The following is a 13,101-nucleotide window of genomic DNA, read 5'->3' on the forward strand; positions in this document are numbered from 1 at the left end:
ACAAAAATCGCCTCAACATGTACTTTAATGCGCGGGATGATCGGGATTTACCCCGATATGTGAGGCAAAGTTTGTGTGAAGCGTCTTCATGCGGGGGAATGGCTATGACCCAAGGCGCTGCGCGCTGGGGGAAACGGGTTGCTGCCACACACAAGGCGGGCGTGGAGCGCTGGTTCATGCGGCTGTTCATGACCCAGCTCAAGTTGTGTTCTGTCTGCGGTCTGTAAATTGATCTTTTGTTTGACCCACGCAAGGAGCACCTTATGAAAATTTTGTTGGCGGTTGACGGCAGTTCTTACACCAAAAAAATGCTGGCCTATCTGGTCACGCACAGTGAACTTTTCAGCGTGGACAACAGCTACACCCTGCTGACGGTGCAGCCCCAGTTGCCGCCCCGTGCGCGGGACGTGGTGGGCAAAGAGGTGGTGGCCGACTTCCACCGCGAAGAGTCTGAAAAAGTGATCGCCCCTGTGGCCACTTTTCTGACCCGTCATGGCATCAATGCCCAAAGCATGTCCAAGGTGGGCCATGCCGGCGAAATCATTTCAAAAACTGCCGAATCCGGAAAGTTTGATCTGGTGGTGATGGGCTCGCACGGGCATGGCACGCTGGGCAATCTGGTCATGGGCTCAGTAGCGACCCAAGTGCTGGCCAATTGCAAGGTGCCGCTGCTGCTGGTGCGCTGAGCGTGGACTGGTCAGCTGCGCATGGCGTGGCTGAAAGGGTGGGGTGGCGCATGATGGGCCTCGGTGCACAAGCCCCCCGTGAATCGCTTGCCACGTATTGGCGCAGCACGCTGTCCATGCGTGACTGCCATCCATCACCTGTGGACTGGAAATGCACCAGCACCTTTGAGCTGTAGCGCACGAACACCAGCTGTTTTTTTGATTGGCTGGGGATGACAAAACTGAACGTACTTTCAATGAACCCGTCATGCGTTGGGTGCTGGCGTATTGAATGACTTCGCCGATGGACTTTGCGCCTGGCGCACAGGCGGCCACGGCCGCACCGATCACGACGAGGAAGACGGCAGTTGCTGCAAAGGGCAGTCCGGTGCGCCGCAAAGTGCTTGACAACCAATCCTGAGGCTCTTGCCCTCGGAGATGGCGAACAAGGGCTTAAGAAAGCGCCCCATCGACCAGTACCTCCGCAAACAGGGTGGGGGCGAGGTAGACAACATAGAGGCAGGCGAGGGCCATCGCGATGGCGGTGCCGACGACCAATATGATGACCCAGAGCGGCAGGGACAACTCGTCAGTATCGGCCATTGAACTGACGGAATCACCCACTGCACCCAAATGTGAAGAAAAGGTCGATTCAAGTACCGTTGTTTCTCCGTCCAAGGAGCCTGTAGCACCTCCGCCTCCAAAATCCCCACCCCCGCCACTCTTGATGTCGGGCAAACCCGTGGACGATCTCGGGCTGGGAAGCGTGTGTGTCCAATCGGGAAAGTCGAGGCAGTCTTCAGCCTTTGTATGCAACCAAAGCCAGATGAAGAAAAGAAAGAACAAATAGGCCATCGCCAGCGCCAAGGGGTAGCGGACTGCCATTGCCTCCACGCCCAGCTGCAACATGGCAAATGACGACAGCAGACCCACCCCACCCGTGAGGGCAACGATCAGCGTCATTTGTAGCCTGGGGAAAGAATCCCGCATCTAAAAGGCCATCTCCCCCAATTTCCCACAACCCCCCCGTTCAAAAAATTCACGCGACCGCCAAAGGACGGGGGTTACCATCCTTGCCCATGGAAGTTCAACTCAATTCCCTCATCGACCCCGTCCGCCAGGCGGGTGCGGATGGCTGCGTGCTGCGCTTGCGTGGCGGTGGCAGCAAAGATTTTTGGGGCCAAAGCCTGACGGGCGATGTGCTCGACACCCGCGCTTACCGGGGCATCGTCAGTTACGAGCCCAGCGAGTTGGTGGTCACTGCCCGCTGCGGCACGCCGCTGGCCGAGTTGGAAGCCGCTTTGGCCGAAAAAGGCCAGTGCCTGGCCTTTGAGCCGCCGCACTTTGGCCCTGGCGCTACGGTGGGCGGCATGGTGGCCGCTGGCCTGAGCGGCCCGGCCCGTGCCACCGCTGGCGCTGTGCGCGACTATGTTTTGGGTGCGCGCTTCATCAACGGCCTGGGCGAGCACCTGACCTTTGGCGGTCAGGTCATGAAAAACGTGGCGGGTTACGACGTGAGCCGCTTGATGGCGGGCAGCTGGGGCACGTTGGGTTTGATCACCGAAGTCAGCCTCAAGGTGCTGCCCGTGGCCCCGGCCGAGGCCACGCTCATGTGCGCGGGTCTGCCGCAAAAAACGGCGCTCGACTTGTTGCATCGCTGGGGCGGTCAGCCCCTGCCGCTGAACGCCAGCGCCTGGGTGCGCGACACCACGGCCCAGCCGGTGGCCGACTATTTGTTTGTGCGCTTGCGTGGCGCGGTGGCGGCGGTGCAGTCGGCCACGACCCGCATGACGGCCGATGCCGCCGCCTTGGGTGCACAAGTCACCGTGATGGACAAGGCCGAAGCCGCTGCCGACTGGCGGGCCAGCGGTGAGCAAACCTTGCAATTCTTTGAGGCGCCCGCGCCCGACGCTTGCCTGTGGCGCTTGTCGCTGCCGCAAACCGCGCCGGTGTTGGACTTGCCCGGTCTGGACCACCCTGCGGAATACATCGAGTGGCAAGGCGCGCAGCGTTGGCTGTGGGCTCCGGCCTCGGCGGCGGTGCCGCTGCGCGAGTTGGCGCAATCGGTGGGTGGTCATGCCAGCTTGTTCCGTGCCAGTGCCGTTCATGCCGAGGTGGACAAAACCGCCGGTGTGAACACCCCGTTGGACGCCGTGCAAGACCGCATTCAGCGACAACTGCAACAACAGTTCGACCCGAAAGGCGTGTTCGCCACCGGCCGCTTGCACCCACTCTGAGGCGAATCGTCATGCAAACCAACCTCGCCCCCGAATACCAAAACACCCCCGACGGCATCGAAGCCGAAGCCATCCTGCGCAAATGTGTGCACTGCGGCTTTTGCACCGCCACCTGCCCCACCTACCAACTGCTGGGCGATGAGCTTGACGGCCCGCGTGGCCGCATCTACCTGATGAAGCAGGTGCTGGAGGGCCAAACGCCCACCCGCAAAACCCAGATGCACCTGGACCGGTGCCTGACCTGCCGCAACTGCGAAAGCACTTGCCCCAGCGGCGTGCAATACGGCCACTTGGTCGACATCGGCCGCAAACTGGTGGACGCCAAAGTCGAGCGCCCGACCAGCGAAAAGCTGGTGCGCTGGGCGCTGAAAGAAGGCCTGCCTTCGCCCCTGTTTGCCCCCGCCATGAAGATGGGCCAAATGGTGCGCGGCCTGCTGCCGGGCAGCCTGAAAGCCAAAGTGCCTGCGCCTCAAAACGCTGGCGCATGGCCCACCCGCACGCATGCCCGCAAAGTGCTGATGCTGGCCGGCTGCGTGCAGCCGAGCATGAGTCCCAACATCAACACCGCCACCGCCCGCGTGCTGGACGCCGCAGGCATCCAGACCGTGACCGCTCCCAAGGCAGGATGCTGCGGCGCGGTCAAGTTCCACCTGAACGACCACGACGGCGGCAAAGACCACATGCGCGCCAACATCGACGCCTGGTGGCCTCTGGTGCAGAGCGGCGAGGTTGAAGCCATCGTCATGAACGCCTCCGGCTGCGGCGTCATGGTCAAAGACTACGGCCATGTGCTCAAAGACGACCCGAAGTACGCCGACAAAGCCGCCCGCATCGGCGCGCTGACCCGCGACCTGAGCGAGCTGCTGCCCGAGCTGGTGCCGCTGCTCAAGGACAAGCTCAAACCTGAGGCGCTGCAAGCCGCAGGCCTGCAGGCCTATCACCCGCCTTGCACGCTGCAACACGGTCAGCAACTCAAAGGCGGCGTCGAGAAACACCTGACCGACCTGGGCTTCCAGATCAAGGTCACGGCCAATGAATCGCACCTTTGCTGCGGCTCGGCGGGCACCTACAGCGTGCTCAACCCGGATCTGTCCAAGCAGTTGCGCGACCGCAAGCTGGGCCACCTGAACGCGCTGGAACCCCAAGGCGTGCTGAGCGCCAACATCGGCTGCATCACCCACCTGCAAAGCGGCAGCGGCCTGCCGGTGCGGCATTGGGTGGAGTTGGTGGATGGGGCGTTGATTTAAAAGTCAGTCAAGCAAAATAACGCCAACAGGGAGTTTTGATGCTTGCATTGCTGTTGTTGGTGATTGTGGTCGGGACAGTCAGCATGGTCATTTGGCTGACCTTGAGAGAAACCCGGCGTCAGGTGGCGCGAGAAGCCTTCATCCGCCATGGTGCTTTGCCCCTTGGCCTGTTTGAGCGTTTGCGTCAAAAACACCCGCACTTGGAGCTCAAGGATTGCCAATTGATTGCCAGTGGTTTGCGGCAATTTTTCCTCGCTTATTTTCAAAGCGGTTGCAAATTTGTGGCCATGCCATCACAAGTGGTGGATGACCTTTGGCATGAATTTATTTTGTATACGCGTGAATATGACGCTTTTTGTCAGCACGCCTTTGGCCACTTTCTGCACCACACGCCTTCGGCGGTGCTCTCTCAAAATCAGAACAGCAATGAGGGGTTACGCAGGTGCTGGTGGTTTGCGTGCAAAGAAGAGAACATCAACCCTCGTGCGCCCACCAGATTACCTTTGCTGTTTGCGCTGGATAAAAAATTCAACATTGCCAACGGCTTTTATTACGACGCAGACTGCTCAGGGGTGAGGCGCAAGGGCGACAACAGTGGCGGCTCATCGCCATATTGTGGGGGTGACTTTTCTTCTGATTCGCACGATGGCGGCACAGATGGATTTCCTTCTGACAGCGATGGGGCGTCTGGGTCTGACGGTGGGGATAGCGGGTCTGGTTGTGGTGGTGGAGGCGATTGATTTTGCCGATCGTATGAGCGCCAACATCGGCGACATCATGCGTCTGCAAGGTGACTCCTGGAGACGTTGAGCGGTGGAGTCAGCGTCTCGGCCTGGATTTGCGCATGGGTGTTGCGGGGACCTAGGTTCTTGATGATATTTTGTACTAATAAAGATTTATATTTGACCATAAAATGCCTTGCGGCTTCGGCGTATCGAACCTATCAGGAGGCGTTCTCATGTTCCCCATCGAAATCTGGCTGGCCTACAGCGCGGCTTGTTTGCTGCTGGTGTTATCGCCTGGCCCGGACAACTTGTTGGCCATTGGGCGCGGCCTCAGCCAGGGCAAGCAAGCGGCGATGGTTTCGGGCATCTCATCGGGGGCGGGCATTTTGTTTCACGTTGCCGCTGCAACATTTGGGTTGACCCTGCTCATGCAAACCTCGGCCCTTGCGTTTTGGGTGGTCAAGCTGACGGGTGCCGCCTATTTGCTGTGGTTAGGAATCAAGGTATTGCGTTCACGCAACTTGATCAGTTTTGCACCCGCTGCACAGCAACCCCTCTCCACCATTTTTGCGACCGGATTTTTGTCGGCAGCACTCAATCCGAAGCCAGGCTTGTTTGTACTGGCATTTATCCCTCAGTTCGTCAGTCCGGAGCGTGGCTCGGTGACCACACAGATGCTGGTTTACGGCGGATGGTTTGCATTTTTGACTGCGGTGGGTTTTGCATTGATGGGGGTTTTCTCGTCGCGTTTGTCCACTTGGCTCCGTCAAAAACCCCGCGTCGTGGCAGGGCTCAATGTGGGTGCTGGTGTGGCGTTTGTGGCTTCTGGGTTGTCTGTGGCTGTGCTCAGGCAGAAATAACCGTCGACATCGAATGCGTCGGGTCTACAGCGGCCATTCAACCTTCATACATTCAATCACTACACCACCATGAACATCGCACTCGCTTGGCTGCTCTTCGCACTGGGGATAGGGCATATTGCTTATGCCTTCGTAAAGTTTGGATCGCCCTTGATGGGCGGTCTGAAGGCGGGGTGCGTAGGTCAGTTCGGTGCGCCCGAAGTCAGACGCACGGCCTTTTGGTTTGTCATGTTCGGTCCTCTTCTTATGTTTGCAGGCCAAGTGGCCGTACATGCAGCAGCAATTGGCGATATGAGGCTTTACAGACTGGTTGGGGTTTACTTGCTTGTTGTATCCATTGTTGGCGTCATCGCCATCCCAAAGTCCCCCTTTCTTCTGGGCTTACTCATTTCGGCATCTATCGTTGCCGCAGGCTATGGACTTATCTGAAAAATCTTGTACAGCTATCAATTGATTCCACTGATCTGAATGCCTGACATCGCGATCTTCCTCCACTGCACCGCTTGTCATCACAAGGTTTCGGCTTTTCTGGCGTTCCGCAATGCCGGACTTCTGGCCGGTCCGCGCCGCCCGACGGTCGGCGAAATTGAGGCCATTGCCCCGCGTCTGAAGTGTTCGCAGTGCGGCGTGAAGTCGGTGGCGGTGGAGTCAGAGCCTTACAAGGACAGCGAGCGTTATTGGGCAACGTCGGAGAGTGAAAACCGGATTTTTCATCGGAGCAGTTGCACCAAGATGCACAGCGTCAGCGCAGGCAGTGAGATCAATTTCACATCCCGTGATGCTGCGGTGCTGCGTGGCTACACGCCGTGTCGGGTGTGCCGACCGTGACGCATGCTGGCTGTCACCCGGTAACCAGTACCCCGGCAATGTTGCCAAGGAAAAATGTAGCCAACGCAATCACCGCGACCCCTTCGGCATAAGACCAGCGATGCTGAACAGGGACGACGGCTGCGATCGATGTCATCGCGCAACACAGCAAACAGCGGCTGCGCATTTTGAATTTCGCCCAGGAGAACCAACCGGTCTGAATGGGCTCGCAGGAACAGCTGGTTTTTTCTCTGTCCGGCTTCATGCCAGACGCGCGATCAGCGTGTTTGGGGTGATTCGTTCAAACATCCTTGCATTTCAAATATCTGATTTTCAAAATACAAGGATGAATATGGTGGCGTTCACCATGCAGCTTACCTGAGCAGCTCCTGTTAACAGTGAGATGGGCCGATATGATCTGTGGTGATGCCGTTTGCAGGTGAGTCCCCTTCCTCTGACGGGCAAAGCAACACGGCGCACTTCAGGAGAAATGAAGTGGCAACCGCCAGCAAAGTTCAGGGCCCCGCATCGTATTTCCCGTCCATTGAAAAGACCTGCGGTCAGCCGGTGGCGCATTGGCTGAATATTTTGGACGGTTTGCAGAACCCAAAGCACATGGCGCAAGTGGCGCACCTCAAAACCGAGCACGGTCTGGGGCACGGTCATGCCAACGCGCTGGTGGCGTACTACCGGGCGCAGCACCCCACCTCTGCCAAACCTGCCTGAAATCCCGCGCTGAAGCAAAGCCGCAGGCTTGGGCCAGTTGTTCATGTGTCAGCGCAGGTTGTGTCTCAGCGGTTCGCATCTCCGGTGGCGCACCGGTGACCACGGACAAGGTACATGTCCAGCAGCGCTGGTTTAACGTGCGGTTAAATCAACCTCAAAATGATACAAAATTGAACTCCTGTTAAAGTTTGTGTTATGCCAAAGCCATCCTTAGCTGCCGATCAACTGCCTGCCTCCGCCGCCAAAGCTTTGCGGGACTTGGGTGAAAACCTGGCGCTGGCCCGTCAGCGTCGCAAGGAAAGTCTGCGCGCTTGGGCCAGCCGCATGGCGGTGTCGGTGCCTACGCTCATCCGCATGGAAAAGGGCGATCCGTCGGTGGGCATGGGGGTGTACGCCACTGCGCTGTGGCTCATGGGCCGACATGCGGCTCTGCCTGAGGTGGCAGCCCCGGCGCAAGACTTGAACGCGTTGGAGCAAGATATTGAGGCGGTGCGTCAACGTGGTCGTCGCATGTCGCGAAAGTCGGAAAAGGCGCTGTGACTTCGTTTCACCAACCCGAAACTTTAAAAAGTAACCTGTTATGCAAATTACAGTTCATATCGTTGATGCTTTTGTAAATGGCGATCAAGGTGGTAATGCGGCTGGCGTTGTTCTCGACGCAGCAAATTTGTCATTGTCACCAGTAGTGTCCGGTTAAAAAGTGAACAAATTCAACTGCTTAGCGCAGTCAGGTGGTGCGGTTGTGTAAGCATCGGTCTGCAAGGCGCATGAAACCGAGGTTTTCTCGAAAACAGACACCGACAAAATCTGTAGAAAAGTGTAGAGCGAGGCCTTCAGTTGCAACTCCTTCTTGACAATGGCAATCAGCACGTAAGTGGCCACGGCGCACCAGATTTGCGTCTTGACTGCGTTCTCGCTGGTGCCCAAAAACTTCTTGATGCGCAGATGCTGCTTGATCCATTTGAAGAACAACTCGACCTGCCAACGGTTCTTGTACAGGGCTGTGATGGTCAACGCTGGCAGTGTCATGTTGTTGGTCAGAAAGACCAGCACCTTTCCCGTCTGGGGGTCCTTGAACTTGATGCGCCGCAAGTGCTCGGGGTAGTCCTTGCTGGCGTAGTGCCCATTGAGCGCAATGGTCTGATCGCAGACAAGGCCCGTGGTTCTGTCTACAGGGGCCGAGTACACACGCCGGGCGTTCATATTGCTCTTGGCACGGGTGACGAAGAAAGCGGCGCATTGGTGCATGGTGTACAGGCGAGAGAAATCCAGATAGCCCCTGTCCATGATGTAGAAAGCGCCCGCCTCGATGGGCAGCATGTCCAGCACATGCACATCGTGCATCTTGCCGTCGCTGATGTGGATGAAGGCAGGAATTGCACCGCGCAAGTCCAGCAAGGTGTGCATCTTCACAGCGGCCCTGGTGGAGCGAAACGGTGCCCAGTCGAACAAACCCAGACACAGGTCGATGGTGGTGGAGTCCAAGGCGTAGACGGTGGCATCCAAATCCACGCCCATGGGTTCTTGGGCGTACAGTCTGCGGGCTCGGTCGATCAATCGCATCGCCAGAGCATGGTAAATGCGCCAGTCTCGAGAGTTCAGGGCATCGGCCAGCGTCGAGCGTGCAGGAATGTGGCGCATGCCCATGTGAAAAAGTTTGGACTGATTGGCCGTCAAACACGCTTCGATGTCGCGCAAAGACTCGCGCCAAGTCAGTTGGGCAAACGCCATGATGCGAAACAGCTCGGTACAGCTGAGCGTGCGCACCCCGGTATCGCCTCGATGGCGCTCGATGATGCGGCCAAAGGTCTTCCAAGGCACAAAGTCCATGACCTGCGCGAACAAGGTTTTGCCTGCGTTCATGGGCATCTCCAGGTGATTGAACCCCTGGAGCATGCCTAGTGCGCAAAATCAAATTCAAATCGTGGACACCCATGAAACCTCTGAAACCCTTGCCGTTACTGGCTTGCAGCGGGTTGGCTATCAAATAAACCGGACACTACTGGAGGCAAACATGAACATTTCACAAGTTTTGCGACATGGACTTCAGGCGCTGCCCCTGTGGTGGCGCCATGCTCTGGCCGATGTGCGCGGCAGTCACGGCGCCTTTCCTGTAGCCACTTTGGCGCGCATTGAGGCCCAGGTGGCCGCCAGTGAACGTCAGCACACGGGGCAAATCCGTGTGTCTGTTGAAACCCATTTGCCCCGCAGCTATTTGTGGCGCTTTGTGCGCCAGGCAACGCCCATCAAAACCTTGATTCACCAGCGTGCCGTGATGCTGTTTTCCAAACTTCGGGTGTGGGACACTCAGCACAACAATGGGGTGCTGATTCATGTTTTGATGGCCGAGCGCGCCATTGAAGTGGTGGCCGACCGGGGTGTGGCCGAACAGGTCAGCGCGGCGCATTGGCAGGCGGTGGTGCAGCCCATGCAGGCCGCATTTGCGCAGGGTCAGTTTGAGTCGGGTTTGTTGCAGGCCGTGGATGCGGTCACGGCCTTGTTGGTTCAGCACTGTCCCCGGCCAGAGACGGTCAGCAGTCAAAGGCCTGAGCGTCCAGGGCATGGCCCGGCGAATGAACTGCCCGATGCACCTGCGATGCTTTGAACACGATTTGAAAGACACAAGATGATGGACACACTGGTATTGGGCGGCGGTTGTTTTTGGTGCACCGAGGCGGTGTATGTGAAGGTGCAAGGCGTGGTGGATGTCGAGTCGGGTTACTGCAATGGCCAGACCGTGTCGCCCACTTACGAGCAGGTGTGCACCGGCCGCACCGGTCACAACGAGGTGGTCAAGCTGGTGTATGACCCTGCCCAAGTCAGCGCCCTTGAGTTGCTGGAGATTTTCTTTGTGATCCACGACCCGACCACCTTGAACCGGCAGGGCAATGATCTGGGCACTCAGTACCGCAGCGGCATTTACTTCACCACTGAGACGCAGGCCCAAGTCGCACAGGCTTTGGTGCAGGCGTTGACGCAAAGCCAGGCGTTTGATCGGCCCATCGTCACCGAGGTGCTGCCGCTGGCCAACTACAGTGCCGCAGAGGACTACCACCAGGACTTTTTTGAGCGCAACCCCGAGCAGGGCTATTGCCTGGCGGTCGCTGCACCCAAGGTGGCCAAGTTCCGCAAAACCTTTGCGCGCTTGGTGCGTGACTGAGCCCCGCAGTCTGCTTGTGAGGGTGAATGCAGCGATGCTTTTTTTGAGGGGCCGGTCACAGTGATGCTTCTTCGCCGTGTTGTCCGTTGGCGTGCAGCACTGACCCTGTGCCTGGTCGCGGCTTTGCTGTGGGCGCCGATCTGGGGGCAGTGGCACGGCATCGCGCACCAGATGCAGCAAGCGGTGACGGCCCCCGCCCAGGCGGCACCCTTGTCGGACGCGCAGGACGATGGTCATGCCATCGGCTCGGCGCTGTGCCAGGTGCTGGACCATCTGGGCCATGCCAGCGCTTTGACTGCATGGCCTGCCCCCTTGAAGCTGGCGCTGTTGCCCGCGTTGGCGCCTGTGCTGCCGATGCAGGGCGCCTTGGCCGCACCGCCTTGGTGGCCCGCCCAAGCCCGAGCGCCCCCCGTGTGGATGTGAACTACTGACCGCTGTCTGCGCAGCCCGGCATGTCCGGGCGCTGCAGACGAGTTTTCTTGTTTTCCCATTCACACCATGAAGCCCACTTTGAAATTTTCAGCTCTGGCATCCGCCTGCTGGTGCGCCGCCCTGTCGGCCTCAGCCCAAACCTCTGTTCAAACCTCTGTTCAAACCTCTGTCCAAACCTCTGCCCAGGAAATCGTCATCACCGGCAACCCTTTGGGGCGTGACCAGACCACCGTGCCCGTCAGCGCCATGGGGCGCAGCGAACTGCTCGAACGCGGACAAGGCACTTTGGGTGAAACCCTGAACGGCCTGCCCGGCGTGTCCAGCACCTACTTTGGCCCGAACGCGAGCCGTCCCATCATCCGGGGGCTGGACGGCGACCGCATCCGGGTCTTGAGCAACAGCGCATCGAGTGTGGATGTGTCGGCCTTGAGCTACGACCATGCTGTCCCGATGGATGTGCTGTCCACCGAGCGCATTGAGGTCTTGCGCGGTCCGGCTGCCTTGCAATACGGCGGCAGCGCCGTGGGCGGCGTGGTCAATGTGATCGACAACCGCATCCCGCGCGAAGCCCTGAGCGGGGTGCTGGGCAAAGCCCAGTTGCAAGCGGGCACGGGCAATGCTGAGCGCAGCGCAGCGGGGCTGCTGGAGGCTGGCAACGAGCGCTGGGCCGTGCATGTGGACGGTTTCGACCGGCGCACGGGTGATGTGCGCGTGCCGGTGTCGCTGACTTGTGAGAAACCTGGTTCGCCTGTCAACGCCCGTCGCATCTGCAACTCGGCCAGCCAGTCTCGTGGCGGGGCCATCGGTGCCAGCACCTTTTGGGACGATGGTTACCTGGGCGCATCGGTCAACACCTACCAAAGCGACTACGGCACGGTGGCCGAAGACCAGGTCACGATCGGCATGAAGACCACCCGCTACGCACTCGAAAGCCAGGTGCGCCACTTGCCCGGCGTGTGGGACAGCCTCAAGGCGCGTGTGAGCCACACCAACTACCAGCACACCGAGTTTGACAACGGCACCCCCGGCACGGTGTTTGCCAACCAGGGGCAAGACCTGCGTGTCGAGGCGCGCCACCGTCCGCTGGCCGGTTGGCAGGGCGTGCTGGGCGGGCAGGTTGAATCGAGTCGGTTTTCTGCGGTGGGGGACGAGGCGTTTGCCCCGTTCAGCCGCACGCGCAGCCAGGCGCTGTTTGTGCACGAAGAATTGCCCACCGCCTGGGGGCAGTTCAATGCCGGTGCGCGCTGGGAGTCGGTGCGGGTGGCGTCTTTGGGCAACCCCGATCAGGGGCGCTTTGAAGTGGGCGAACGGCAGTTCACGCCTTTCAGCTTGGCCGCTGGCGCAGCCTTCAAACTGTCGCCCACCTGGGGCTTGACCGGCAACGCCGCCATGACGCAGCGTGCCCCCAAAGACTACGAGCTCTTTGCCAACGGCCCGCACCTGGCCACCCACGCCTGGGAGGTGGGCCACAGTGCCTTGGGTCTGGAAAAGTCCCGCAGCATGGACCTGGGGCTGAACTGGAAGTCTGGCCCCAACCGCCTGGCACTGACCGCCTTTGCCAGCCAGTTTGCCAATTACATCGGCTTGATGGGCACGGGTGAATTCAAAAGCAAGGACGGCCTGCTCGTCTCTCAGAGCGACGCTGGAGCGCTGCCTGTTCAGAATTACCAGGGTGTACCTGCCCGGTTTCAGGGTCTGGAAGCCAACGGCCGTCAACGCCTGTGGCAGGGCACCGCCACGCTCGATCTGGATTGGCGCGCCGACACCGTGCGCGCCACCAACGAACGCACGGGCGAGCCCTTGCCCCGCATCTCGCCCTTGCGGCTGGGGGCGACGCTTGCTTATGCCCAAGGCCTCTGGAGCGCCAAGTTGGGTGCTGACCGGTACGCCGCGCAAAACCGCGTGCCCACTGGCAGCGTGGCCACCGGCGCTTACACCTTGGTCAACGCCAGCGTGTCCTACCGCCAGAAGCTGGACGCCACCGTACTCAACTGGTTTGCGCGCTTGGACAACCTCAACGACCAACTGGCCTACAGCGCGACCTCCATCCTCACCAGCACCGCCTTTGGCAAATCGCCCTTGCCAGGCCGCAGCTTCAAACTGGGGGTGCAAGCCAGCTTCTGAGCAGATCCCGTTGCCCGCATACCTTCTGATCACCGCCATTGCATACCGTGGGCTGCAAGTGCAGCAAGCCCATGTCGGGGTCTTCGACCACCGACCTACAGGAGCCGCTATGTAGGTC

At 59.4% G+C, this 13,101-nt stretch carries 18 protein-coding genes; 14 read left to right on the forward strand and 4 right to left on the reverse strand.

Annotation, left to right across the window (positions count from 1 at the left end; translation table 11 throughout):
- Positions 1–104: 104 nt before the first annotated feature.
- On the forward strand, positions 105–227 hold the full coding sequence (locus B9Z51_RS18975) for a hypothetical protein (RefSeq protein ID WP_255419312.1): 123 nt from the start codon (positions 105–107) through the stop codon (positions 225–227).
- 36 nt (positions 228–263) lie between these two features.
- A complete protein-coding gene (locus B9Z51_RS12810) occupies positions 264–686 on the forward strand; it encodes a universal stress protein (RefSeq protein ID WP_108375331.1) in 423 nt (140 codons plus the stop codon).
- Here the strand turns inward: B9Z51_RS12810 and B9Z51_RS18890 are convergent.
- On the reverse strand, positions 622–873 hold the full coding sequence (locus B9Z51_RS18890) for a BrnA antitoxin family protein (protein ID WP_369959159.1): 252 nt from the start codon (positions 871–873) through the stop codon (positions 622–624). The genes B9Z51_RS12810 and B9Z51_RS18890 overlap by 65 nt on opposite strands.
- 245 nt (positions 874–1,118) lie before the next feature.
- The gene (locus B9Z51_RS12820) at positions 1,119–1,628 is read right to left on the reverse strand and encodes a hypothetical protein (protein ID WP_108375333.1); all 510 of its coding nucleotides are present in this window, start codon (positions 1,626–1,628) and stop codon (positions 1,119–1,121) included.
- Positions 1,629–1,744: 116 nt separating this feature from the next.
- Here B9Z51_RS12820 and glcE point away from each other — a divergent pair, with 116 nt between their 5' ends.
- The 6 genes from glcE (at position 1,745) to B9Z51_RS12850 (ending at position 6,562) form a co-directional block, all read left to right on the forward strand.
- Entirely contained in the window at positions 1,745–2,902 is a 1,158-nt protein-coding gene (glcE, locus tag B9Z51_RS12825; RefSeq protein WP_108375335.1) for a glycolate oxidase subunit GlcE, read from the forward strand.
- Positions 2,903–2,913: 11 nt separating this feature from the next.
- Positions 2,914–4,149 carry a glycolate oxidase subunit GlcF gene (glcF, locus tag B9Z51_RS12830; protein WP_108375337.1) on the forward strand — a complete coding sequence of 412 codons (1,236 nt, stop codon included), beginning with the start codon at positions 2,914–2,916 and terminating at the stop codon, positions 4,147–4,149.
- A gap of 38 nt (positions 4,150–4,187) precedes the next feature.
- Positions 4,188–4,889, forward strand: a complete 702-nt coding sequence (locus B9Z51_RS12835; RefSeq protein WP_108375339.1) for a hypothetical protein — start codon at positions 4,188–4,190, stop codon at positions 4,887–4,889.
- A 218-nt stretch (positions 4,890–5,107) separates the two neighbouring features.
- Positions 5,108–5,734 (forward strand): LysE family translocator, encoded by a 627-nt coding sequence (locus B9Z51_RS12840; protein ID WP_108375341.1) that lies wholly within the window; start codon positions 5,108–5,110, stop codon positions 5,732–5,734.
- Positions 5,735–5,803: 69 nt separating this feature from the next.
- A complete protein-coding gene (locus tag B9Z51_RS12845) occupies positions 5,804–6,163 on the forward strand; it encodes a DUF6463 family protein (protein ID WP_108375343.1) in 360 nt (119 codons plus the stop codon).
- A gap of 39 nt (positions 6,164–6,202) precedes the next feature.
- Positions 6,203–6,562: a hypothetical protein gene (locus B9Z51_RS12850; protein WP_108375345.1), complete on the forward strand. Its 360-nt coding sequence runs from the start codon at positions 6,203–6,205 to the stop codon at positions 6,560–6,562.
- Between the two features lie 13 nt (positions 6,563–6,575).
- Here B9Z51_RS12850 and B9Z51_RS18895 read toward each other — a convergent pair whose 3' ends face one another.
- Positions 6,576–6,806: a hypothetical protein gene (locus B9Z51_RS18895; RefSeq protein WP_233254957.1), complete on the reverse strand. Its 231-nt coding sequence runs from the start codon at positions 6,804–6,806 to the stop codon at positions 6,576–6,578.
- A 230-nt stretch (positions 6,807–7,036) separates the two neighbouring features.
- Here B9Z51_RS18895 and B9Z51_RS12855 point away from each other — a divergent pair, with 230 nt between their 5' ends.
- Together B9Z51_RS12855 and B9Z51_RS12860 are read left to right on the forward strand one after the other, a co-directional pair.
- A complete protein-coding gene (locus B9Z51_RS12855; RefSeq protein WP_199227534.1) occupies positions 7,037–7,267 on the forward strand; it encodes a DUF4287 domain-containing protein in 231 nt (76 codons plus the stop codon).
- Positions 7,268–7,462: 195 nt separating this feature from the next.
- A complete protein-coding gene (locus B9Z51_RS12860) occupies positions 7,463–7,807 on the forward strand; it encodes a hypothetical protein (protein WP_108375349.1) in 345 nt (114 codons plus the stop codon).
- A 153-nt stretch (positions 7,808–7,960) separates the two neighbouring features.
- Here the strand turns inward: B9Z51_RS12860 and B9Z51_RS12865 are convergent, their stop codons facing one another.
- The gene (locus B9Z51_RS12865; RefSeq protein WP_108375986.1) at positions 7,961–9,130 is read right to left on the reverse strand and encodes an IS4 family transposase; all 1,170 of its coding nucleotides are present in this window, start codon (positions 9,128–9,130) and stop codon (positions 7,961–7,963) included.
- A gap of 151 nt (positions 9,131–9,281) precedes the next feature.
- On the opposite strand from B9Z51_RS12865, the gene B9Z51_RS12870 reads away from it, so the two are divergent.
- The 4 genes from B9Z51_RS12870 (at position 9,282) to B9Z51_RS12885 (ending at position 12,983) form a co-directional block, all read left to right on the forward strand.
- Complete coding sequence (locus B9Z51_RS12870) at positions 9,282–9,872, forward strand: TPM domain-containing protein (protein ID WP_108375987.1); 591 nt, start codon at positions 9,282–9,284, stop codon at positions 9,870–9,872.
- Positions 9,873–9,893: 21 nt separating this feature from the next.
- Complete coding sequence (gene msrA / locus B9Z51_RS12875; protein WP_108375351.1) at positions 9,894–10,427, forward strand: peptide-methionine (S)-S-oxide reductase MsrA; 534 nt, start codon at positions 9,894–9,896, stop codon at positions 10,425–10,427.
- A gap of 63 nt (positions 10,428–10,490) precedes the next feature.
- Positions 10,491–10,850, forward strand: a complete 360-nt coding sequence (locus B9Z51_RS12880; protein WP_108375353.1) for a hypothetical protein — start codon at positions 10,491–10,493, stop codon at positions 10,848–10,850.
- Between the two features lie 75 nt (positions 10,851–10,925).
- Positions 10,926–12,983 carry a TonB-dependent receptor gene (locus B9Z51_RS12885; RefSeq protein ID WP_108375355.1) on the forward strand — a complete coding sequence of 686 codons (2,058 nt, stop codon included), beginning with the start codon at positions 10,926–10,928 and terminating at the stop codon, positions 12,981–12,983.
- Positions 12,984–13,101: the final 118 nt, after the last annotated feature.

The sequence above is a fragment of the Limnohabitans sp. T6-5 genome, from assembly GCF_003063315.1.
Taxonomy (GTDB): Bacteria; Pseudomonadota; Gammaproteobacteria; order Burkholderiales; family Burkholderiaceae_C; genus Limnohabitans_A.

Excerpts from the sequence above, each read along its gene's own strand:
- B9Z51_RS12820 (WP_108375333.1), bottom strand. The coding sequence starts at position 1,628 with ATGACGCTGATCGTTGCCCTCACGGGTGGGGTGGGTCTGCTGTCGTCA.
- B9Z51_RS12845 (WP_108375343.1), top strand. The coding sequence starts at position 5,804 with ATGAACATCGCACTCGCTTGGCTGCTCTTCGCACTGGGGATAGGGCAT.
- B9Z51_RS12850 (WP_108375345.1), top strand. The coding sequence starts at position 6,203 with ATGCCTGACATCGCGATCTTCCTCCACTGCACCGCTTGTCATCACAAG.
- msrA (WP_108375351.1), top strand. The coding sequence starts at position 9,894 with ATGATGGACACACTGGTATTGGGCGGCGGTTGTTTTTGGTGCACCGAG.
- B9Z51_RS12860 (WP_108375349.1), top strand. The coding sequence starts at position 7,463 with ATGCCAAAGCCATCCTTAGCTGCCGATCAACTGCCTGCCTCCGCCGCC.
- B9Z51_RS12880 (WP_108375353.1), top strand. The coding sequence starts at position 10,491 with ATGCTTCTTCGCCGTGTTGTCCGTTGGCGTGCAGCACTGACCCTGTGC.
- B9Z51_RS12840 (WP_108375341.1), top strand. The coding sequence starts at position 5,108 with ATGTTCCCCATCGAAATCTGGCTGGCCTACAGCGCGGCTTGTTTGCTG.
- B9Z51_RS12835 (WP_108375339.1), top strand. The coding sequence starts at position 4,188 with ATGCTTGCATTGCTGTTGTTGGTGATTGTGGTCGGGACAGTCAGCATG.
- glcF (WP_108375337.1), top strand. The coding sequence starts at position 2,914 with ATGCAAACCAACCTCGCCCCCGAATACCAAAACACCCCCGACGGCATC.
- B9Z51_RS18895 (WP_233254957.1), bottom strand. The coding sequence starts at position 6,806 with ATGAAGCCGGACAGAGAAAAAACCAGCTGTTCCTGCGAGCCCATTCAG.
- B9Z51_RS12870 (WP_108375987.1), top strand. The coding sequence starts at position 9,282 with ATGAACATTTCACAAGTTTTGCGACATGGACTTCAGGCGCTGCCCCTG.
- B9Z51_RS12865 (WP_108375986.1), bottom strand. The coding sequence starts at position 9,130 with ATGAACGCAGGCAAAACCTTGTTCGCGCAGGTCATGGACTTTGTGCCT.
- B9Z51_RS12885 (WP_108375355.1), top strand. The coding sequence starts at position 10,926 with ATGAAGCCCACTTTGAAATTTTCAGCTCTGGCATCCGCCTGCTGGTGC.
- B9Z51_RS12810 (WP_108375331.1), top strand. The coding sequence starts at position 264 with ATGAAAATTTTGTTGGCGGTTGACGGCAGTTCTTACACCAAAAAAATG.
- glcE (WP_108375335.1), top strand. The coding sequence starts at position 1,745 with ATGGAAGTTCAACTCAATTCCCTCATCGACCCCGTCCGCCAGGCGGGT.
- B9Z51_RS18975 (WP_255419312.1), top strand. The coding sequence starts at position 105 with ATGACCCAAGGCGCTGCGCGCTGGGGGAAACGGGTTGCTGCCACACAC.